Origin of the sequence: Vibrio sp. 10N.247.311.51 (assembly GCF_041467855.1) — a bacterium.
In the GTDB taxonomy this organism is placed as follows: domain Bacteria; phylum Pseudomonadota; class Gammaproteobacteria; order Enterobacterales; family Vibrionaceae; genus Vibrio; species Vibrio coralliirubri.
Map to the genome: position 1 here is coordinate 130986 of NZ_JBFSVK010000009.1, position 18606 is coordinate 149591.

An 18606-nucleotide genomic window follows, 5' to 3' on the forward strand; every position below is an offset into this window, starting at 1 on the left:
AGTCAGTTCAAATAAGTCACAAATATCTGGGTGATTGCTCTTTATCCCTTTAAGTTTTTTTGCTTAGATACAATTTCAACCATCTGACAATTAAAGGGATTTCGTCATATGAAAATCAAAACATCTGCGATTTTCGTGCTCTCCGCTCTAACGTTACCTTCTCATGCCAATGAATGTGGTGAGTTCACGATAGCCGATATGAACTGGAACTCGGCAAGCCTAATAGCACACGTAGACCAATTTATTCTTAATGAAGGTTATGGCTGCGACGCACAACTTATCCCCGGAGATAGCGTTCCAACGGGTACCTCTATGATCGAAAAAGGTCAGCCAGATGTCGCGCCCGAACTTTGGACAAACGGAATCAAAGAAGCACTCGATAAAGGCGTAGCAGATAAACGGTTACGCTATGCAGGTAAGTCGCTGGTTAATGGGGGTGAAGAAGGGTTTTGGGTCCCGAACTACCTTGTTGAACAGTATCCAGAGCTCACAACCATTGAAGGTGTGATTAAAAACGCAAAGCTGTTTGAACACCCAGAAGATGATGAGAAGTTTGCTTTCTATAGCTGCCCTGCGGGTTGGACTTGTCAGATTACCTCCGGTCACCTGTTCGATGCGCTTAAGTTAGAAGATCACAATTTTGAAATGGTTGATCCCGGCTCAGGCGCCGCTTTAGCAGGTACGATAGCGAAAGCTTACGAACGCAAAAAAGCATGGTTTGGATATTACTGGTCGCCTACACCTGTGCTAGGTAAGTATGAAATGGTTAAAGTTGATTTTGGTAGCGGTATCGACCTCGAGGAATTTCGAAACTGCACTACTCAACCTGACTGTGAATCACCTAAAGTGACCATGTTCCCACCAGCGCCGGTTCACACGGTAACAACGGAGAGCTTCGCAACTAGCCAGCCTCTTGCCTACGAATACTTCCAGAAACGTGGTTTCACCAATCAGAAAATGAGCCAGATGTTAGCTTGGATGGAAGAAAATCAAGCGGATGCAGAAGAAGCTATGTATTACTTCTTAGAAAGCTCTCCAGAAGTTTGGAAGCCTTGGGTATCTGAAGAGATCGCAAGTAAGGTTCAACAAGCCCTTTAGAGCGAAGATTCAAAGGCAGAAGCCTAGTCTCTGTTTTAGCATCTAAAGTAAGTTCGTTACGGGGAACAGAAAGAAGATGGAGTTTGAGAGTTTGAGAGTTTGAGAAAGATTACTCGAAGTTAGAGAAATGCGTTTCGCTTAAACTCTATGCAGATACAAAAAGACCACGCTAGGCGTGGTCTATTGCTTGGCTACTTCTCGATTTTAATATTTTCAACTCGGGCCTTTAGTTTTTGTCCCGGTCTGAAAGTAACAACACGTCGAGCAGAAATTGGAATGTCTTCACCAGTTTTCGGGTTACGACCAGGTCGCTCGTTTTTCTCGCGAAGATCAAAATTACCAAAACCAGACAGTTTTACCTGTTCGCCATTTTCGAGTGCTTTACGAACTTCTTCGAAAAACACCTCAACCGTTTCCTTGGCATCCCGCTTGCTGTATCCGAGTGTCTCAAACAGGTTCTCAGCCAAATCGGCCTTCGTGAGTGCCATAAAACTTTCCTCAAAGCTATGTTAAACATTGCTACTATCGTCAGTAGCGCCAAAGCATTTACCCTATTCAATCAATGAGATAAGGTCATTTACAAGGAAAGTGTATGCCAAGCTTCTGATTTTCGCCAACTTTTTTATCTTAACTATTTAATTATTCTTTCAAATCAGAAAGATAACTCGCTTCAAAATTCACATATATAGCTAAAAACCATCTACTCAACCGCCACCAAATGGAGTTATATTCTATATAAATAACACTTGGTAGAATTTAAAACTTTAGCGATCTAAATAATAATTTTTGAGACTTTTCTCCGATACCCAATAAAATCAGCCACTTGATTTGATATGGGACTCAACAGAGGTTACTAAATAAGCGTTATTAAATATGAGATTTGTATCATTTCAGAATTTAATTCGAATTCACTTATAACAACCCACTCTCTTTTGGGGTTTTAATCAGTAATCCAATCATTATAAGAAAGCTTCTTTGGCACAACATGCAAAATGATGAGCAATAAACGGCTATTATTCATCTACAAAGTAAGCCTGAAAAGAGAGATCCCACCTAAGAGGTTGTTTAAGTAAAAGTTCGTTCCTTACAACTAGCTGTTATGTTATAACATATCCACATTATCACTAATTTTGTGGATTGAATGAGAGACATCGAAGCGATCATCGAGCACGTAAAACAAGGCTGTAAAACAAACGGAAAACAGTTTACCGCTAAAAGACTGTTGATACTGCGTGCACTGGGTCATGCCGACAAAGCGCTGTCTGCGTATGAAATCGTTGAATATTGTAAGGAACACTTTGCTCAACACGTTCAAGCGATGTCGGTTTATCGAGTGTTGGAGTTTCTTGAAGAACAGCACTTAGCGCACAAACTGCAAGTCTCTAATAAGTACATACTTTGCGACCATATCCTTTGCGATCATGAGCACGGCATCCCGCAGTTTTTGATTTGCTCTAAGTGCGACAAAATCACCGAGCAAACCATCGCCCCTTCCATCATTCGCGATCTTCAATCTCACGCAAAGCAAGAAGGCTTTACTGTAACAAGCCCCCAGTTAGAGATTAGCTGCGTATGTGATGAATGCGTCGACACATAAATATTTCGCTCCATCAATGGTGGAAGGCCCTGCGGACTAAAAAAATAAAAGAGCTCAATATGTTAAGAAGAAACCCTAGCGGCCATATGCCAAACGTATCGGAAACCGCCTTCATTGACCCGACCGCTATCATCTGCGGGAAAGTCATCATTGAAGATAACGTGTTTATCGGCCCCTACGCCGTCATTCGTGCCGACGAGGTTAACGAACAAGGTGACATGGAAGCAATCGTGATTAAGCGCGATACCAATATACAAGATGGTGTCGTCATCCACTCAAAAGCAGGAGCAGCGGTTACCATTGGAGAACGCTCTTCTATCGCTCACCGCTCTATCATTCATGGGCCATGTGAAGTTTGTGACGATGTCTTTATTGGCTTCAACTCGGTGGTATTCAATGCTGTGATTGGCAAAGGTTGCGTCATTCGCCACAACTGTGTGGTAGATGGCCTCGATTTACCGGAAAACTTCCATGTTCCACCAATGACCAATATAGGCTCAGGGTTTGACTTAAATAGCATCTCCAAAGTACCGCCTGAATACTCTGCATTTTCAGAGTCTGTGGTATCAGCCAACCACACCCTAGTTCAAGGCTACAGGAGAATTGCTAATGAGCTCTGATAAGTCACCTATGTTAGGCATTCCAACCAACATTATTACCGGGTTCCTTGGGGTGGGAAAAACCTCTGCGATTCTCAACCTGATGAAGAACCAACCAGAAAATGAACGCTGGGCTGTGTTAGTGAATGAGTTTGGAGAAATCGGCGTTGATGGTAGCTTGATTCAAGGCAACCAGACCACACAAAGAGTGTTCATTCGTGAAGTACCCGGTGGTTGCATGTGTTGTGCGGCAGGTTTACCGATGCAAATCGCGCTCAATCAACTGCTTACCGAAGCCAAACCCGATCGTTTATTAATCGAACCAACAGGGCTTGGTCACCCTAAAGAAGTGCTGCAAGTTTTGTCCTCTGAACATTACCATAAAGTACTATCACTGCAGAAAAACGTTACCTTAGTCGATGCACGGAAGCTCTCTGATTCTCGCTATGCAGATCACGATACCTTCAATCAGCAAATCACCATTGCCGATACCGTAGTTGGTAACAAAGTCGACCTATACCAAGATGGCGACGCAGAGAAACTGGTTGAATACGTGACTGAAATTTGTCACCCGAATACCAAGCTAGTCTTCGCTCACCATGGAAAAATCCCTTTTGAAGAGTTCGAAGGAGATACAAACTTCTTTGGCCAACAAGCGCACCACCACCATCATCACCAGCAAGAAAAGCCGCTCGCTTCAGAATTACCGATGCCAGAAAGCGGTATGATCAAAGCGACTAACCAAGGTGAAGGTTTTGAAAGCGTTGGTTGGCGATTCTCTGCAGAGAAACTGTTTGACCACCAGCGTTTGAGACACTTTTTAGTTGGATTGAAAGCTGAGCGGATGAAAGCGGTATTCATTACTCAAAGTGGTATTTTCGGGTACAACTTAACAGAGGATGGCTTGACGGAATCAGAACTCGATGAGTGTATCGAAACCAGAATAGAAGTGATCGGTCTAGAAATAGATGACGATCTAGAGAGCCAATTACTTGAGTGCATGATCGCTTAAGTCACAGAAAGAAATAAGCCCACTAGCCTTGTATACCAAAACTAGTGGGCTTTTTTATCATTCAAAACTGCTTATGCAATATCAGTTTTCTTCAATCATTTTTGCCCGGCAAGTGTTTGTTTCGCTTTGGTATTCGATGAACTCGCAGGTTTCACAATCAAACCAATCCCGACAAGAAACAGTATTGATGCAACAACCTGAGCCACAGACAGCACCTCATCATACATAAAGTAACCACTGATCAATGCGAAGATAGGCACTAACAAGGTTAACGGTGCGGTCGTACTTAACGGGTATTGGATTAGCAGCTTATTCCATACCCAATAACCAAATAGCGTGGTTGGGTAAGCCTGAAACAGCACCGCAATCGTCGTGTTCCAATCCCATTGTTCGATGCCCTGCCAGATAATTTGGTCACCGTGTAACATCACGGCAAATAACACTAATGGCACTGGAGCAAACAGCATCCCCCAGACATTGAACGAAAAAGCTTGAGTGGTTTTCGATGCCTTAACAATCACGCCCATCAAGGTCCAACTGCACGCCGCAATCATAATCAAGATCACGCCATTAACGGTGACATTGCCCGTTGCTGCGGATACCAATACCGCCAACGCACACATAGCTAGCATCGCACCCAATAATTTACGAACAGAAGCACTCTCCTTGAACACCCACACGCCAACCGCCATGCCGATTAATACGTTGGTTGAAAGCAAGACCGATGAAAGCCCAGACGATAAACCAGCAGTGATCGACCATGAAGCCATACCCCAAATTCCCACACCGAATACAAAGCCATAACTCACTAAGTAGCGCCAAGCGACATTAGGTCTCGCTACAAAAAATATCACCGGAATCACCGCTAGCGAAAAACGTGCGGCGGTTGCTAACAACGGATGAACATTAGTCACACCCATTTTGATCATCGAGAAGTTGAATCCCCAAATCGCCATGACGAATACCGCTAACAACAAATCATTTCTTTTCATACTGACCCCTCCTTTGTTTTAAATGAGTATCCCTTGAATAATAAAACCAGTACAGCTACAATTTTTATAATAAAAACCAGTACAGTTAACAACGATCGTGACAATGAGTATCTATAGAAAGCTAGCCAATCAGTTTATCGATGAGATAGAAACAGGCAAAAGAGCGGAAGGCGGACGCATGCCTTCGCTACGTCAATTGGCCAAGCAACAAGCCATAAGCATGTCGACCGTGGTGAGCTGTTACCAAGAACTGGAATCACAAGGCTGGATACATTCTCGACCGCAAGCGGGCTATTTTGTCTCGCCTCACAAGCCATCTCACTCAACGCCTGAGTGGGCACAGTTTGAGAGTAAGGTGTCTAGCGTTAAGCAAACGTCATCGACTCACAACTCAATCAACGGACCTTTAGGGGTTTCGAGCACCACCAATGATGAACAGTCGATCGTTGAACTGGAACGAAGTTTTCGTCGCGCTATTAAACGGATGGGTAGCAGGCTCAACCACTACCCTGATACACAAGGTGAGCCGATGTTGCGACAGGCATTATCCACCCACTTTGCCAAGCTCGATGTCCGTTTTTCACCTGAAGAGATGGTTATCACCGCAGGCTGTATGTCAGCGATTAAGGCCGCTCTTGAATCGTGTACCAAAGAAGGCGACACCATTGCGATTAGCTCTCCTTGTTTCAATGGCATTCTGGAGTTGCTCGGAAAGATGTCACGCCAGATCATCGAAATCCCATCGCTCGATGATGGTGTCGACTTGCTACAGCTGGAAGCGCATTTGAAGAACAAGCGAGTCGATGCCGCGATCTTTTGTTCTTCTCATATGAACCCTCAGGGGATCAATATGTCGGCAAGTCAAAAACAGAAGCTTGCCGAATTAGCGAATCAATATCGAGTGCCGATCATTGAAGATGATGTGTATCTTGAACTGTCTTACTCCTCACACACACCACTACCAGCGAAATACTATGACAAAGGCGGCTATGTACTGTGGTGCGGTTCTGTATCGAAAAGCCTATCACCGAGCTACCGTTTAGGTTGGTGCTTACCGGGAAGGTATATTAATGAATACAAGGCACAGTTTTCTGCCGCAAGCTATGGCGTTGCCTTACCGACTCAACTCGCTGTTGCTGACTTTATCGAATCTGGCCAATACGCAAAGCACGTTAGAAGAAGATGTACTCAAATCCTTTCGTTGCGCCAGCAATACCTTAGTTATTTAGCCCAACACCTTCCTCAAGACGTGAAGATAAGTAACCCGCAAGGTGGCATGGTACTTTGGCTGCAAATACCAAGCCTGAATCAACCAACCTTTGCTCAAGCTGTTACCGAGAAGCGCCTTGATATCAGGCTTGGACACCTATTCAGCACTCTCGACCTTTACAGCAATTGCTTACGCATCAATATTGGGTATTCGTTAGAGGGTGAAACTAAGCAGCAATTGGATGCCTTAATCGAGCTTATCCACATTCACAGCTAACAGCTAACAGCTAACAGCCCGTAGCCTTTCAAAATCAGCTTTTTTAAAAGCCTTTCGAACACCGAATTTTAATAGCCTTTTGTCATAAAAAAGAAGGCTATTATTCCTATATTGATTCGGTTAAAGCCCCGAACCGTAAGGAAACCCACTCGCCTCAAAACCCTTAAATGCTGAGTTTGCAAGCACCCACAAATTTATGCAACTTGGCTAATGACACATCACTTTTTATCGTCAATATACAGCCGTCAGCGCTGGCGTTTTCCTGTATTTGAAGAGAACTATTATGAGTGATAAAACAAAAAACAAACCACTACCTTCCTTTATCGAAGAACGCTTGAACTTCTATATTCAAGACCTGATTACCCAGAACCAAAGCCAAAAGCATTTGGTATTGGGTAAACGCCCCCAGCGCAGTGCCGTTGTGATGCAGAGCAATGATTACCTAGCGCTGTCACACAACAAACAGATCCAACAAGCCCATCAAGCGGCGATCTGTGAGCACGATGACAACGTGGTGATGTCTGCCATTTTCTTACAAGATGAGCAGTCTAAACCTGCGTTCGAAACTGAGCTTGCGAACTATGTTGGAATGGAGAGCTGTTTGCTTTCTCAATCAGGCTGGGCGGCCAATATTGGGCTATTGCAAACCATCTGCCCACCGAGCACACCGGTGTACATTGACTTCTTTGCACACATGTCGCTTTGGGAAGGCATTCGCGCTGCAGGCGCCCTCGCCCACCCATTTATGCATAACAATATGAATCACCTGCGCAAACAGCTAGAGCGCCACGGCTCAGGCGTTATTGTGGTCGATTCGGTTTACAGCACCATTGGGACCATCGCCCCACTACGCGACATCTACGAAATGGCGCAGGAGTTTGATTGTGCCGTTGTCGTTGATGAATCGCATTCACTGGGTACACATGGGGAAAATGGTGCAGGCTTAGTGCAAGCATTGGGGCTCACCAACCAAGTCGACTTTATCACTGTTAGCTTGGCAAAAACCTTTGCTTATCGCGCCGGGGCAATCCTTGGTCCTAAACAATTGTCTAGAACCTTGCCGTTTGTGGCGTACCCTGCGATTTTTAGCTCAACGGTATTACCACAAGAGGTGGTTCGTTTGGAGAAAACGTTGGAGGTGATCAAAGGTGCGGAAGGCAAACGAGAAGCCTTATTCAATCGGGCTAAGTCGCTGACTACGGGGCTAAAGCGAATTGGCTTTAACATCCGCAGTGAGTCTCAAATTATAGCGCTAGAGTGCGGCAATGAAAGGAACACTGAACGTGTGCGTGACTTCCTAGAACAGCGTGATGTGTTCGGTGCGGTATTCTGCCGCCCGGCTACTGGCAAGAACAAAAACATCATCCGTTTTTCAGTGAATGCCGACATGACGCCAAGAGACATTGACCATGTGCTCACGGTTTGTCACGAAGCGTACCATCACCCCGAGTTAGAGTTCGTGTAACCTTGTTCGAACCATATTTATAACTAACACCAACGGCAGGACTGAATGGACGCTATCATGTCGCGATACAAAAAGAGCCCAGCAATTCGCTGAGCTCTTTCTTGAATCTATGTCTACCCACTGCCCGTGAACTTCAGACGATTACACCCCCTAAATCCAGTGAGCAATTTTATCGAACAGTCGGTTCTTGTCCGCTGGTTTAACAATAAAGTCCGACATGCCTGATGATTCCATCTTTTCCAAGGTAACGGGAGAACTGTCACCCGTGTGAGCAATAATCGGCACCGAAGAGTATTCTTTGTCGGCACTTCGAATTCGGCGAGAAGCTTCAACACCGTCCATGATTGGCATTTCAATATCCATTAGGATCAAGTCGATGTCGTCGGTATCAAGCGCATCTAAGGCTTGTTGTCCGTCTTCTTTCTGCACAACATCAAAGCCCTGTTTTTCCAATAACATTGCCGTAAATCGGCGTAGAGATTCATTGTCATCGACCACCATAATCGTACGTTTAGTGGTGGCCTCTAGCGGTTTTACAGCAACCGATGTCATCACGTAGTTGGAGTCAAACAGTAAACGGTCAATGGTCGCATTAGTATTCAGTAGCCAGACTTGTGTTTCCACCCAAATAGGCTCGAAAGAGATGTTACGTACATGCTTGATAGGATGACGCTCATACAAGTAAATGATTCGCGCCTCAGTAAACGAAAGTAACGATTCAATCCTATCGAGGCAATTGGCTCTTAAATCCAAGCTCTCCATATCAACAAAGATCAGATCGAATTCGAACTGATACTCCTTGTTCTTAAGCGCAGATGCGACATCTAAGACGGCAAGTTCAAAGCCCATAAAACGCGATATCTCGGTCATTTTACTGGTCAGAATCTTCTGGTCGCTCACCATTAATACGGTCTTCAGCTTAGTGAGCTCACTCTTGATCTCTTTCACTGTATTTGAAGCCAAAGATGGGAACGTCATCGTAAACTGCGTCCATTGTTCCACTTCAGACTGGCATTTAATCTCACCACCAAACGAACGCATCACCTTCTTACAAAATGGTAAACCCAGCCCGTAATTACCCGACTGGCCTGTGGTGTAAAAATCTTGGAAAATACGACGAATGATATCGCTCGAAATACCAGACCCGTTATCCGTCACCATAATTTGGTTCGTCACTTCATCACTGAACATGGTGACATGAATATGAAAATCTTCAGGGCTACGATGATGGAACGCATTCTTGAACAGGTTATACATGACGTATTTCAGCAAGGTGTCGCTGCCCAAGAACTCAAAGTTACTCTGCACATCCAAGGAGATTGCTAACTTATCAGCAGTGCGCTTGTAATTGAAACTGTCTATCGCATCCTCAACCACGGCTTGCGCTGAATGCTTCTTAAACGTAGAGCGAGAGACTCGGTTTTCATCAATTGAAGTCAGTAACAGATCAATCGTTTCGTTACCGGAATGAATGATCTCCATCGCTTCATCGCCCACTTCACGCAACTGAATCACTTCTTCATTGCTTAACGCATATTGCCCTTTTTGAACGCCACTTTTAGGGTTAGGCAATATAGACTGCATAACATCAATAGAGGTAAGTAATCCGCTTAGAGGGTTTCGCATCTCGTGGGCAATACCCGCACCAAAAGACTTCGCCAATGACACCTTGTTTTCATGTTCCACCTGATTGCGGAAGTAGAACAAGTTGCCGAATAAGTAGATAAACAAAAAGATTGGCACATGCGTCCAATCCATTGTGAGTTCGAGGTAGAAGCCTTGTGCAATCCAAGCACACAACGTAGCAATCCCAATACCGGCAAAGGTTTGTGCAAACATCACTCTCGTCACGTGCACCAATAAAATATGGAGGAAAATAGCCGACATGAATGACATAACCCAAACGTTGGACCAATTATTCATTAGCAGCATGTAGAAAAAGAAACCTGGCAAACAGATAGTTACAGCAACTTGATAATAAGCCGGAAGGTATTTTCGCCATTCAAATGGGACACGATTACGAAATATAATGCCAAAGAACAATACCGAGCAAAACAGGCGAAGCGCTAAGTTTTCGTAGGGTTGCGGAAACAAAAACTCCCACACAATGTAGTAAATTGGAAAGCCGACAAAGCCCATCCAACCTACGAGAGTAAGGTTTGGTTCTGCGTACTGGTAAACTTTACGAATCGCGTTCATACGAAATACTTTGTTCTCTAAGCCCTGACGTTTATTAATTCTATGATTTGGTTTTTATACTTATATTTTGGCGCCGATTATATTACACATCACGTCCGAGCAGTGGGGTTTCAATCAAAGAACCAACAGATTTGTTTTTATTATTAAGCTTAGATGAATAAAGTCTCAGTTTTATACTTTAATTCAGACACTAAACCTGAGTTCCTGAGACTTGTCCGCTAGCGCCTACACCAATTACCCCTCTTACTTACTGTTATGTAACTGTTACTCGATGCATTTTTCTTGGAGTATCGCCGTAATCTATCACTGCGTAATGTTGCGTTACCCTGTTATCCCAGATCGCCATTGAGCCGTTGTCCCATTTGAAACGAACTTGAAACTCAGGGCGTCTCGCAATTTCAAACAGTTGGCTGAGTAAAACATCACTCTCTTTGCGGTCGAGCTCATTGATATAACGCGTAAACTGTTCATTGATATACAGCGTTTCTTTACCCGTTTCAGGATGAACTTGAACAACAGAGTGAACCACTGGCGGATTCTCCTGTGCTGTTTTGATTAAGGATTTGTGCCAATCGAGCTCAATGTCTTCTGACTCTATACCTTCAAAGGCCACCAGCGAATGAGTCGCCGATAAGCCTCTCAACTTAGCTTTCATATCTTCATTTAGAGATTCAAAAACCGCCGTCATAGAACACCAGATCGTGTCACCACCGACGCTTGGAATGTGTTGAGCATGCAACAGGGAAGCTTTCGACGGCAAGCTGCGCCACGTTAAGTCGGTATGCCAATAACTTTCCATTGGCGCATTGCCTAGGGTTGTTTCAATCACACTCACCTGAGGCGCACTTTCCACGCGAGGGAAGAAAGGATGTGCAGGTTCTAACGTTCCAAAGCGTTCTGCAATCATCAAGTGTTGTTCTGGAGACAAAGTCTGCCCGTCGAGAAAGATCACTTGATGGGTTAGAAGCGCCTGATACACCTTATCGAGTTCATCAGCACTGCATGTAGAAAGCTCTAATTCGTGGATGCGAGCTCCGATGTGAGGAGTAATGGGTTCTATTTTCAACATACTTTCGCTTATTGGTGGTATTGAGTTGCAGGGCGGATCTGGCTACTAGGCTAATCTGGCTACTAACAGTAAACCGGGCAAATGCAGATTTTCTTTCCCTCTTGAAATAGAAAATCGTCTCTCCGAAACAAAAAAAGAGCCCCTAAGCTGGAGCTCTTTTCGTTTTTTGATACTTCCTGTATCCATAGACAAGTCCAACCTGTAGTACTTTCACTGAAAGCCAGATCATCGATATCTCCAGTTGTGTATCATTAATAAATCTAGCATACAATCTTCAGACTGTTCTGCGACACAACCGAGATAATCAACTCTAGTGCCAAACCATCTCGCCACTCAGCACTTTCGCACCAAGTGCTAAATCACCTTCCGTGGCCTCAAATTTGGGGTAGGCTTTCTTCATACAATCACTGATCTCGACCGATGTTGGATTACTTTTGCTCACCAATGCTTTTTCAATATCAGCCACATAATCCTGCGTGAACTGAACCGCATTTATCCCAGTTGGCATTTCACCTAAATAGTGACCCGGAATTACAACCTCTGGCTCAAGTGCTTTCATACGCTCCAACGATTGTGACCACTGGCTACGAATCTCTTTCGATGCGGTATCTGCCATCCATACATGCACACCGCTATACACCGATACACCACCAAATACAGTCTTTTCAGATGGAACCCAAAGGTAAGCTTGGTGTGTGTTTATCTCTTTCACTTCGATGGTTTCACCTTCGATGCTTAATGCTGTGTCGTTCATCACCGTTGGAACAATCACCTTAGAGGGCGCATTACCTTCTAATATAGGCCCCCAGTATTCAAGCTTTGCATCTCTGGTGCGTTTGATATGCGCGACAACGGCTTCACTGGCAACGACCTTAACGTTAGGAAATGCCGAAACTATCGGTTCCAAACCAAAGTAGTAATCTGGGTCGCCGCTACTGATGTAAATCATCGATAATTTTTTGCCTGTGGCTTTGATTTGCTCCACTAGCTTTTGACCATCAGCCACACTAAATTGCGCATCAAACAGAATCACTTCTTTCTCACCCGAGACCAATACCGAGCTGGCTGGGAATATCGCGTTCTCGCCGGGGTTATAGTGAGTGATATTCAGATCCGCAGATAAAGCAACACTTGATGCCATTACGGTTCCTAGGCTTATCGTTCCTAAAAGCATGCTTTTTAATAACAGGTTTTTCGATAATGTATTCATGGCTTTATTCCGGTATTTGGAGTTGAACACCTGCCAACTCGCTGAATGTCCAAACATCTTATTTGATTGTTTTTAGATGAAATAGCCATCAAATTGACTTTAACTGTTGCAGTTTTCGGACATATACTGAGGTCGGTTTAATTCTCTAGGCAATAAAACAATGGATAAACTCGAGGCAATGAATGTCTTTGTCACCATAGTGGAACGTGGCAGTTTGAGCGCAGCGGCAGAGCACCTTGATCTCTCACGAACCAAGGTCACTCGTTATTTGGGTGAGTTAGAAACATGGATGGACACACGCTTGCTTCACAGAACAACACGAAGCTTAAGTTTAACCAGCGCAGGTAAAGAAACACTTGAGGTCGCCAGAGAACTTCTAGCGCTTGAAGCATCCCTAGCTGGAATCAGAAACCAAAACCGAGAGCATTTAAAAGGTCAACTGCGTATCACTGCGAGTTACTCGATTGTCGATAGCTTCTTGATGGAATCAATCAGTCGCTTCATCGCCAAATGGCCAGAGGTTTCTATCGACATTATCTCGACTGATCAGACCGTCAATCTGGTTGAGTCACGTATCGATTTGGCCATTCGCATAACCAACGAACTGACGCCCAATATTGTCGCGAAGCAGATCGGTGAATGCAGCTCCGTGATTTGCGCGTCGCCTCAATATCTAAAAGAGAGAGGCACACCCACAGAAGCCCAAGATCTAGCGCACCACAACTGTTTATCGTTCAGTTACTTTGGCAAAACCGCTTGGACGTTCAATGGCCCCAATGGACTAGAATCGGTTCCGATTAAAGGGAATATCAGCGCCAACACCTCCGAGGTATTGTTGTCTGCCACACTCAAAGGCAACGGTATCTGCTTACTGCCCTTTCCTTCAGTCGAAGGCCTAATTGAAAACGGGGTATTGGTTCCTCTGCTCTCTGACTGGAAACCGAAAACGCTGGGTGTGCACGCAGTTTATGGAACGCGTAAACAAGTCACACCGCTGTTAAGGGCCTTTATTGATCATCTATCAAATGAGATGGAACAGTCGAAAAGTTGGTAGAAGTACGATGCCATCAATAAAGAGGAAAACTTGCCATTAGTAAAACTGATGCAGAATTAAAATCATTAATTTTACTTAACTGCCAGTTACTTCTATCGTGACTGCATACATCTTCAATAAGCTTATTAACGCAGGGAAACTGACTATGGTTGCCATTACCGATCTAGACCTCCTACTGAAATCCATGTCACCAGAATTAATCAACGGGAACTATGTTTTTTGCACAGTCGATGGAGCGTTGGCAGACTATATTCAACTCGACCCAATCGCGACCTTTCGTGAAAAAGAAGGCTTAACCTTGGTGCTCGCTGAAGATGCCGCACGCCAAGCTCAACTCGATTTCGATGGTGTGTTTAGCTTGATTACTTTATCGGTACACTCAAGCCTTGAAGCGGTTGGATTAACAGCGGCCTTTGCCACCAAGCTAGGCTCATACGGCATTAGCGCTAACGTTGTTGCGGGCTACTATCACGACCACATTTTCGTTCAAAAAGACAAAGCAGAAGCTGCAATGAGTGCGCTGAAAGAGTTTTCAGAAACTGATTAATTAAGACTTCGATGACTCACAAATACAAAAAAAGCGACGTAATCTACGTCGCTTTGACTTATTGCTTACCCCGCACTCACTGATCAGGCATCAGCGAGTGAAACAGTTAAGCAAGCTTAAAAGTGGCCACTTTGTCGCTTAAACCAGCGGCTTGGCTTTTAAGTTCGTTTGACTCAGTTAAGCTGTCCTGTGCGCCCACAACCAAGTGGTCAGTAACATCTTTAATGGTCGTAATGTTTTGGGTAATTTCACCCGTCACGTGTGTTTGCTCTTCAGCAGCCGTTGCGATTTGAGTCGCCATGTCACTGATCAAAGCCACCGCCGAGTTGATCTCTTCAAGCGCATGCGAAGCTCTGTCGGCATCTTCTACGGAATGTATCGCCAGTTTCGAACTGCTCTCCATCAACTCAACCGCTTGAGCTGTCGTGCGCTGTAGAATATCAATCGTTGATTTGATCTCTTCTGTTGAAGAGTGAGTGCGCTGCGAAAGCACACGTACTTCATCAGCAACCACAGCAAAGCCACGACCTTGTTCACCCGCACGAGCCGCCTCAATTGCAGCGTTCAAAGCAAGTAAGTTGGTTTGCTCTGCAATGCCTTGAATCGTTGCGAGTACAGTCGAGATCTCTTGAGCATGCTTGTTAAGTTCGCTAATCACACTACCCGCTTCGTTCACTTCATTAGCTAGGTTATTGATTGAACCTTTGGTGTCGACAACCAGTGCGTGACCGCTGTTAGTGCTTGTCGCTGAATCTTGCGCCGCTTTTGCTGTTTGCTCGGCATGCGATGCAATCTCCTGCGTAGCGCTCGCCATTTCAGTTACAGCCGTCGCGACCATAGTGATTTCTTGCTGCTGATGATTAAGCTCATCCACAGAACGGTTCGCACGCTGAGCACTTTGCTCTGACTGGCTGTTTAGCTGTTCTGACTGCCCACGGATATGGCCAATCAACTGCTGTAAGCTTCCAACAAAGGTATTGAAGTTATGAGCTAACTCACCCACTTCATCTTGGTTTTCAACATGAATGCGTTGAGTTAAATCACCGCTACCATTCGCGATTTGCGCCAGTGCTTGAGATACGTGGTTCAACGGACGGAATAGAATCGTACACAACAGGTTAAACAGTATGGTACATACGATCACCACAAGTAGCGTCACCAACACTTGACCAATCACTGCATCAAATAGTGGCGCAACCAGAGAGTCATGGTTAACAACGCTCACAGTAATCAGGCTCGTTCCATCAATCGCACGTGCGTACAGAACATAGTCGCTGCCATTCAACTCGATAGAAGTGTCTTTACCGCTAGTCAGCGCCTTTTGTACGTCCGCAAAATCTAACCCAAGTGAGCTGATATTTTTGTTCAGTAACTTGGTGTCAGGGTGCGTATAAACCGTGCCTTTATTGGTCGCGATGAACATGTAACCTTCACCCGGAAGAATCACTTGCTCTAGGCTATTAAGAATGTCGGTAATTTCAACATCCGCGCCTAACACAACCTGTTGACCATGTAATTGCATGGCAGTACCCAGCGACACAACATTCGCCCCAGTTGCAGCTGCAACCGTTGGATTATCCATGAACACCTTACTAGGATTTGCTACCGCGTTGGTGTACCAACCCCATAGACGTGGGTCATCATTGCCCGGCGGCAATACCACTCCGTTTGCGTTCTTTTGCGAACCGTCTGGAAACGCCAAGAAGACATTATCAAAAGAGGCTGAATCACGAACCTGTTTTAGGTGAGTCACCAAGCTTTCCTGTTTGGATTCTTTCGAAAGAGAAGTAAGCGCACGCTCTTTGGATAAGATCCAATCCGATACATATTGATTGTAAGAAGCCGATGCGCCTTCTAAACGCTGTTCAACTTCTGTATCCAACCTTTGCAATGAAGCACGAAAAGACAATGCCTCGACCAAAATCCCCCCCAGGATAATGGCCATACTGGCTGAAATCGCCAGTTTATTTTTAAGCGAGAGTTTCTTGAACATAGGAAACCTATAATGTGGAAGTAAAAAACCGTGGCGAACAAATTGGTTGCCAAAGAGGTTTGCAAGCGGGATATATTTTACGCTTTAAAATAAATTAAGAAACCGATGAGGAACTGAAATATTGATATATGTGAGTAAGTGCACGCATCGTAACCCATTGATTTAGAGAATGGTAAACTCTAAATTTTGAATTAATGTGCTAATCAAGGTCAGCTGATGGGTGTCTCTGTTTGAGAATATTAACGGCACAGATCGCTCTATACCGTCAGCTCATTAGAAAGGTATTTAAACGTTTGAAAAGAAACAGGCTATGGACTAGATAGTCAAAAGTTGATCAACCAAAGTCCAACGTTAACAGCAATCGTGTCTCGTCAGATAAAGTGACTGGTGAGCGATGCACAAGCCCCGTATTTTCGTTGCCACTCCAGCGCTCCCCTTTTAGTAATGCCACATCACCACTCGACAGTTGTTGGATATCTGACTCATGATTGTATAAGCCGGACTCTGAATCTGGGTGTCCGTTGGCCCCTCGCCCTAGCTTAGAACGGTCGACTAAGTCGTTTGGCAACCATTGAGTCGCAACACCATGATAAGTTGTCACCAAGCGGCAAGGCACTTGATCAAAATGGAAACGCGGGCACATCGCTTTGTTCAAAACCGCTAAACGCAATCCGACTTCTTCAAGCTCGAACAAACAACAAAACATATCCACCAGCTCTGCCATATTTTCTAATAGCGCTTTAGAAGCGGTACCATCGGTAGCAAATTCCAACTTATCGAAAGCATTTTCAGGTGACACGCTAACAGACTTACTAAAGTTTGGATTCAAGGCGATAAATTCACTGATTGCCGTCGTTAAGCCTTCATCAAACTGTCGCTGCCATACCGCCATATTAATATCGCTTTGGTAGATATCCGCTAATACCGTTGGCTGCTTAGAAGCACTAAAGCTTGGCTTGTGATTTGCCTGATCCTGGATACTCACAACGGAACTAATGTTGAGTGGCTGGTTGCTATTGGTTGCCAAAGGCTTGGTTAACACGGCATTCATTACGTCGTCTCCTTGATACATGCTCATCGCTTCTCTCCTACCAATATAATAACTATTCTAAGTAAGAGTGATTTTTAGTTATGTTATAACATAACTAAAAATAAACAAGTCACTTAGTCGATCATGATTCCAGTAATACAGCGACGCCCTTCTTTGCCAGCGGTAATTTTTCGAATGCTGAACTAAGCTTCTATCAATCACTCTTTCCAAAAAACCATTTTAAAGACGTACGACTCATGAACGTAAACCTGTGAATTCATCAATCTGGTGACAACTTATGAAAAAACTAATCTCTACATTCGGCCTCCTATGCACCGTTATCTCCGCTCAATCTTTCGCGGAGTCGGGCTACACATTAGATCCGAAGTTATCGAACATCACATTCGCGACCATTAAAAAGCAGTTTGTTGTCGAGCCTGCATCCATCAAGCCAATGTCTGGAGGGCTTACCGAAGAGGGTCAGTTTTCAATAGTATTGGACTTGAAAAGCGTGAGCACCGGTGTCGCTATCCGTGACCAGAGACTCAATGAACTCTACTTCGAATCAATGAATTTTCCTGAAGTGAAGATCTCAGGAAAGGTTGAACCGTCGATGCTATCCGGTGACCCAAAAAGAACAACAACAATAGCAGCGGAAGTTACTTTACACGGCGTAACCAAAACGATCGATTTCCCAGTTGTGGTGGTTCCATCCTCAGGGTTTGTCATGGTTAGCTCAGCCTCGACAATCATCGTCAACGGCGCTGATTTTGGGATATCGACAGAGAATCTAAACAAACTTTCAGCAACCGTAGGTGGATTAGCTATTTCCGACAAAATCCCTTTGAGCTTTAACCTACTTTTCGACCAATAATGGGCTTATAACTCTTCCTTTCTATTCTGCCTCATTTCACATTCATCAATCGTTTAAGAGCGGTGAATGTGAGTGAGAGCAACTGAGCATCAAACTTTTCTAAATAACCTAATCATTTAGCTCCGACTTTAGTCTAACCATTAATCACTCAATTCTAAGGTGATTAAAACAATCGCTTACGGCCTTCCCCTTGGCAGAGCAACAGGTCCACCTAAGTGTTTAAACATACTGGCTATTTTCCTACCTCGAAACCACTTTTAGATATGCAACTTATATGACTAACAGCCTAGTGATATTGATGGTGAATGATGTCAGTATGCAAAATCAAACAAAGATTTTGTCCTATTGCCAGAGCATCTAGTCAAACTGAAAAGAGCCCCT

The 18606-nt window shown here is 44.4% G+C and carries 16 protein-coding genes; 9 read left to right on the forward strand and 7 right to left on the reverse strand.

What is annotated here, in order from left to right; genetic code table 11:
- Positions 1-108 precede the first annotated feature (108 nt).
- Positions 109-1098: an ABC transporter substrate-binding protein gene (locus AB6E85_RS10830; RefSeq protein WP_372142621.1), complete on the forward strand. Its 990-nt coding sequence runs from the start codon at positions 109-111 to the stop codon at positions 1096-1098.
- 191 nt (positions 1099-1289) lie between these two features.
- Here AB6E85_RS10830 and ihfA read toward each other — a convergent pair whose 3' ends face one another.
- Positions 1290-1586, reverse strand: a complete 297-nt coding sequence (gene ihfA, locus AB6E85_RS10835; protein WP_004734853.1) for an integration host factor subunit alpha — start codon at positions 1584-1586, stop codon at positions 1290-1292.
- 653 nt (positions 1587-2239) lie between these two features.
- Between ihfA and AB6E85_RS10840 the strand changes: the two genes are divergently transcribed.
- From AB6E85_RS10840 to AB6E85_RS10850, 3 genes are read left to right on the forward strand one after another with little or no spacing between them, the layout of a single operon-like run.
- A complete protein-coding gene (locus AB6E85_RS10840) occupies positions 2240-2695 on the forward strand; it encodes a Fur family transcriptional regulator (RefSeq protein WP_372142623.1) in 456 nt (151 codons plus the stop codon).
- Positions 2696-2754: 59 nt separating this feature from the next.
- Positions 2755-3315, forward strand: a complete 561-nt coding sequence (locus tag AB6E85_RS10845) for a carbonate dehydratase (protein ID WP_048611500.1) — start codon at positions 2755-2757, stop codon at positions 3313-3315.
- On the forward strand, positions 3305-4306 hold the full coding sequence (locus tag AB6E85_RS10850; RefSeq protein ID WP_048611502.1) for a GTP-binding protein: 1002 nt from the start codon (positions 3305-3307) through the stop codon (positions 4304-4306). The genes AB6E85_RS10845 and AB6E85_RS10850 overlap by 11 nt, the downstream gene beginning before the upstream one ends.
- 95 nt (positions 4307-4401) lie before the next feature.
- Here the strand turns inward: AB6E85_RS10850 and AB6E85_RS10855 are convergent, their stop codons facing one another.
- Positions 4402-5298: an EamA family transporter gene (locus AB6E85_RS10855; RefSeq protein ID WP_372142624.1), complete on the reverse strand. Its 897-nt coding sequence runs from the start codon at positions 5296-5298 to the stop codon at positions 4402-4404.
- Between the two features lie 103 nt (positions 5299-5401).
- Between AB6E85_RS10855 and AB6E85_RS10860 the strand changes: the two genes are divergently transcribed.
- Positions 5402-6784, forward strand: a complete 1383-nt coding sequence (locus tag AB6E85_RS10860; RefSeq protein WP_372142625.1) for a PLP-dependent aminotransferase family protein — start codon at positions 5402-5404, stop codon at positions 6782-6784.
- 283 nt (positions 6785-7067) lie between these two features.
- Positions 7068-8249, forward strand: a complete 1182-nt coding sequence (gene cqsA / locus AB6E85_RS10865; RefSeq protein ID WP_372142627.1) for an alpha-hydroxyketone-type quorum-sensing autoinducer synthase — start codon at positions 7068-7070, stop codon at positions 8247-8249.
- A gap of 150 nt (positions 8250-8399) precedes the next feature.
- On the opposite strand, the gene AB6E85_RS10870 is transcribed toward cqsA, so the two are convergent.
- The 3 genes from AB6E85_RS10870 to AB6E85_RS10880 form a co-directional block, all read right to left on the reverse strand.
- Positions 8400-10448: a response regulator gene (locus AB6E85_RS10870; protein WP_372142628.1), complete on the reverse strand. Its 2049-nt coding sequence runs from the start codon at positions 10446-10448 to the stop codon at positions 8400-8402.
- 253 nt (positions 10449-10701) lie between these two features.
- Complete coding sequence (locus tag AB6E85_RS10875; protein ID WP_122082541.1) at positions 10702-11517, reverse strand: TauD/TfdA family dioxygenase; 816 nt, start codon at positions 11515-11517, stop codon at positions 10702-10704.
- A gap of 310 nt (positions 11518-11827) precedes the next feature.
- On the reverse strand, positions 11828-12727 hold the full coding sequence (locus AB6E85_RS10880) for a Vmh family MBL fold metallo-hydrolase (protein ID WP_372142630.1): 900 nt from the start codon (positions 12725-12727) through the stop codon (positions 11828-11830).
- A gap of 160 nt (positions 12728-12887) precedes the next feature.
- Between AB6E85_RS10880 and AB6E85_RS10885 the strand changes: the two genes are divergently transcribed.
- On the forward strand, positions 12888-13781 hold the full coding sequence (locus AB6E85_RS10885; RefSeq protein WP_372142632.1) for a LysR family transcriptional regulator: 894 nt from the start codon (positions 12888-12890) through the stop codon (positions 13779-13781).
- A gap of 145 nt (positions 13782-13926) precedes the next feature.
- Positions 13927-14328 carry an ACT domain-containing protein gene (locus tag AB6E85_RS10890; protein WP_372142634.1) on the forward strand — a complete coding sequence of 134 codons (402 nt, stop codon included), beginning with the start codon at positions 13927-13929 and terminating at the stop codon, positions 14326-14328.
- Between the two features lie 106 nt (positions 14329-14434).
- Here the strand turns inward: AB6E85_RS10890 and AB6E85_RS10895 are convergent, their stop codons facing one another.
- Together AB6E85_RS10895 and AB6E85_RS10900 are read right to left on the reverse strand one after the other, a co-directional pair.
- The gene (locus AB6E85_RS10895; protein WP_050621515.1) at positions 14435-16321 is read right to left on the reverse strand and encodes a methyl-accepting chemotaxis protein; all 1887 of its coding nucleotides are present in this window, start codon (positions 16319-16321) and stop codon (positions 14435-14437) included.
- 334 nt (positions 16322-16655) lie between these two features.
- On the reverse strand, positions 16656-17372 hold the full coding sequence (locus AB6E85_RS10900; RefSeq protein ID WP_372142689.1) for a DUF1826 domain-containing protein: 717 nt from the start codon (positions 17370-17372) through the stop codon (positions 16656-16658).
- 277 nt (positions 17373-17649) lie between these two features.
- On the opposite strand from AB6E85_RS10900, the gene AB6E85_RS10905 reads away from it, so the two are divergent.
- Positions 17650-18225 carry a YceI family protein gene (locus AB6E85_RS10905; protein WP_372142635.1) on the forward strand — a complete coding sequence of 192 codons (576 nt, stop codon included), beginning with the start codon at positions 17650-17652 and terminating at the stop codon, positions 18223-18225.
- Positions 18226-18606 lie beyond the last annotated feature (381 nt).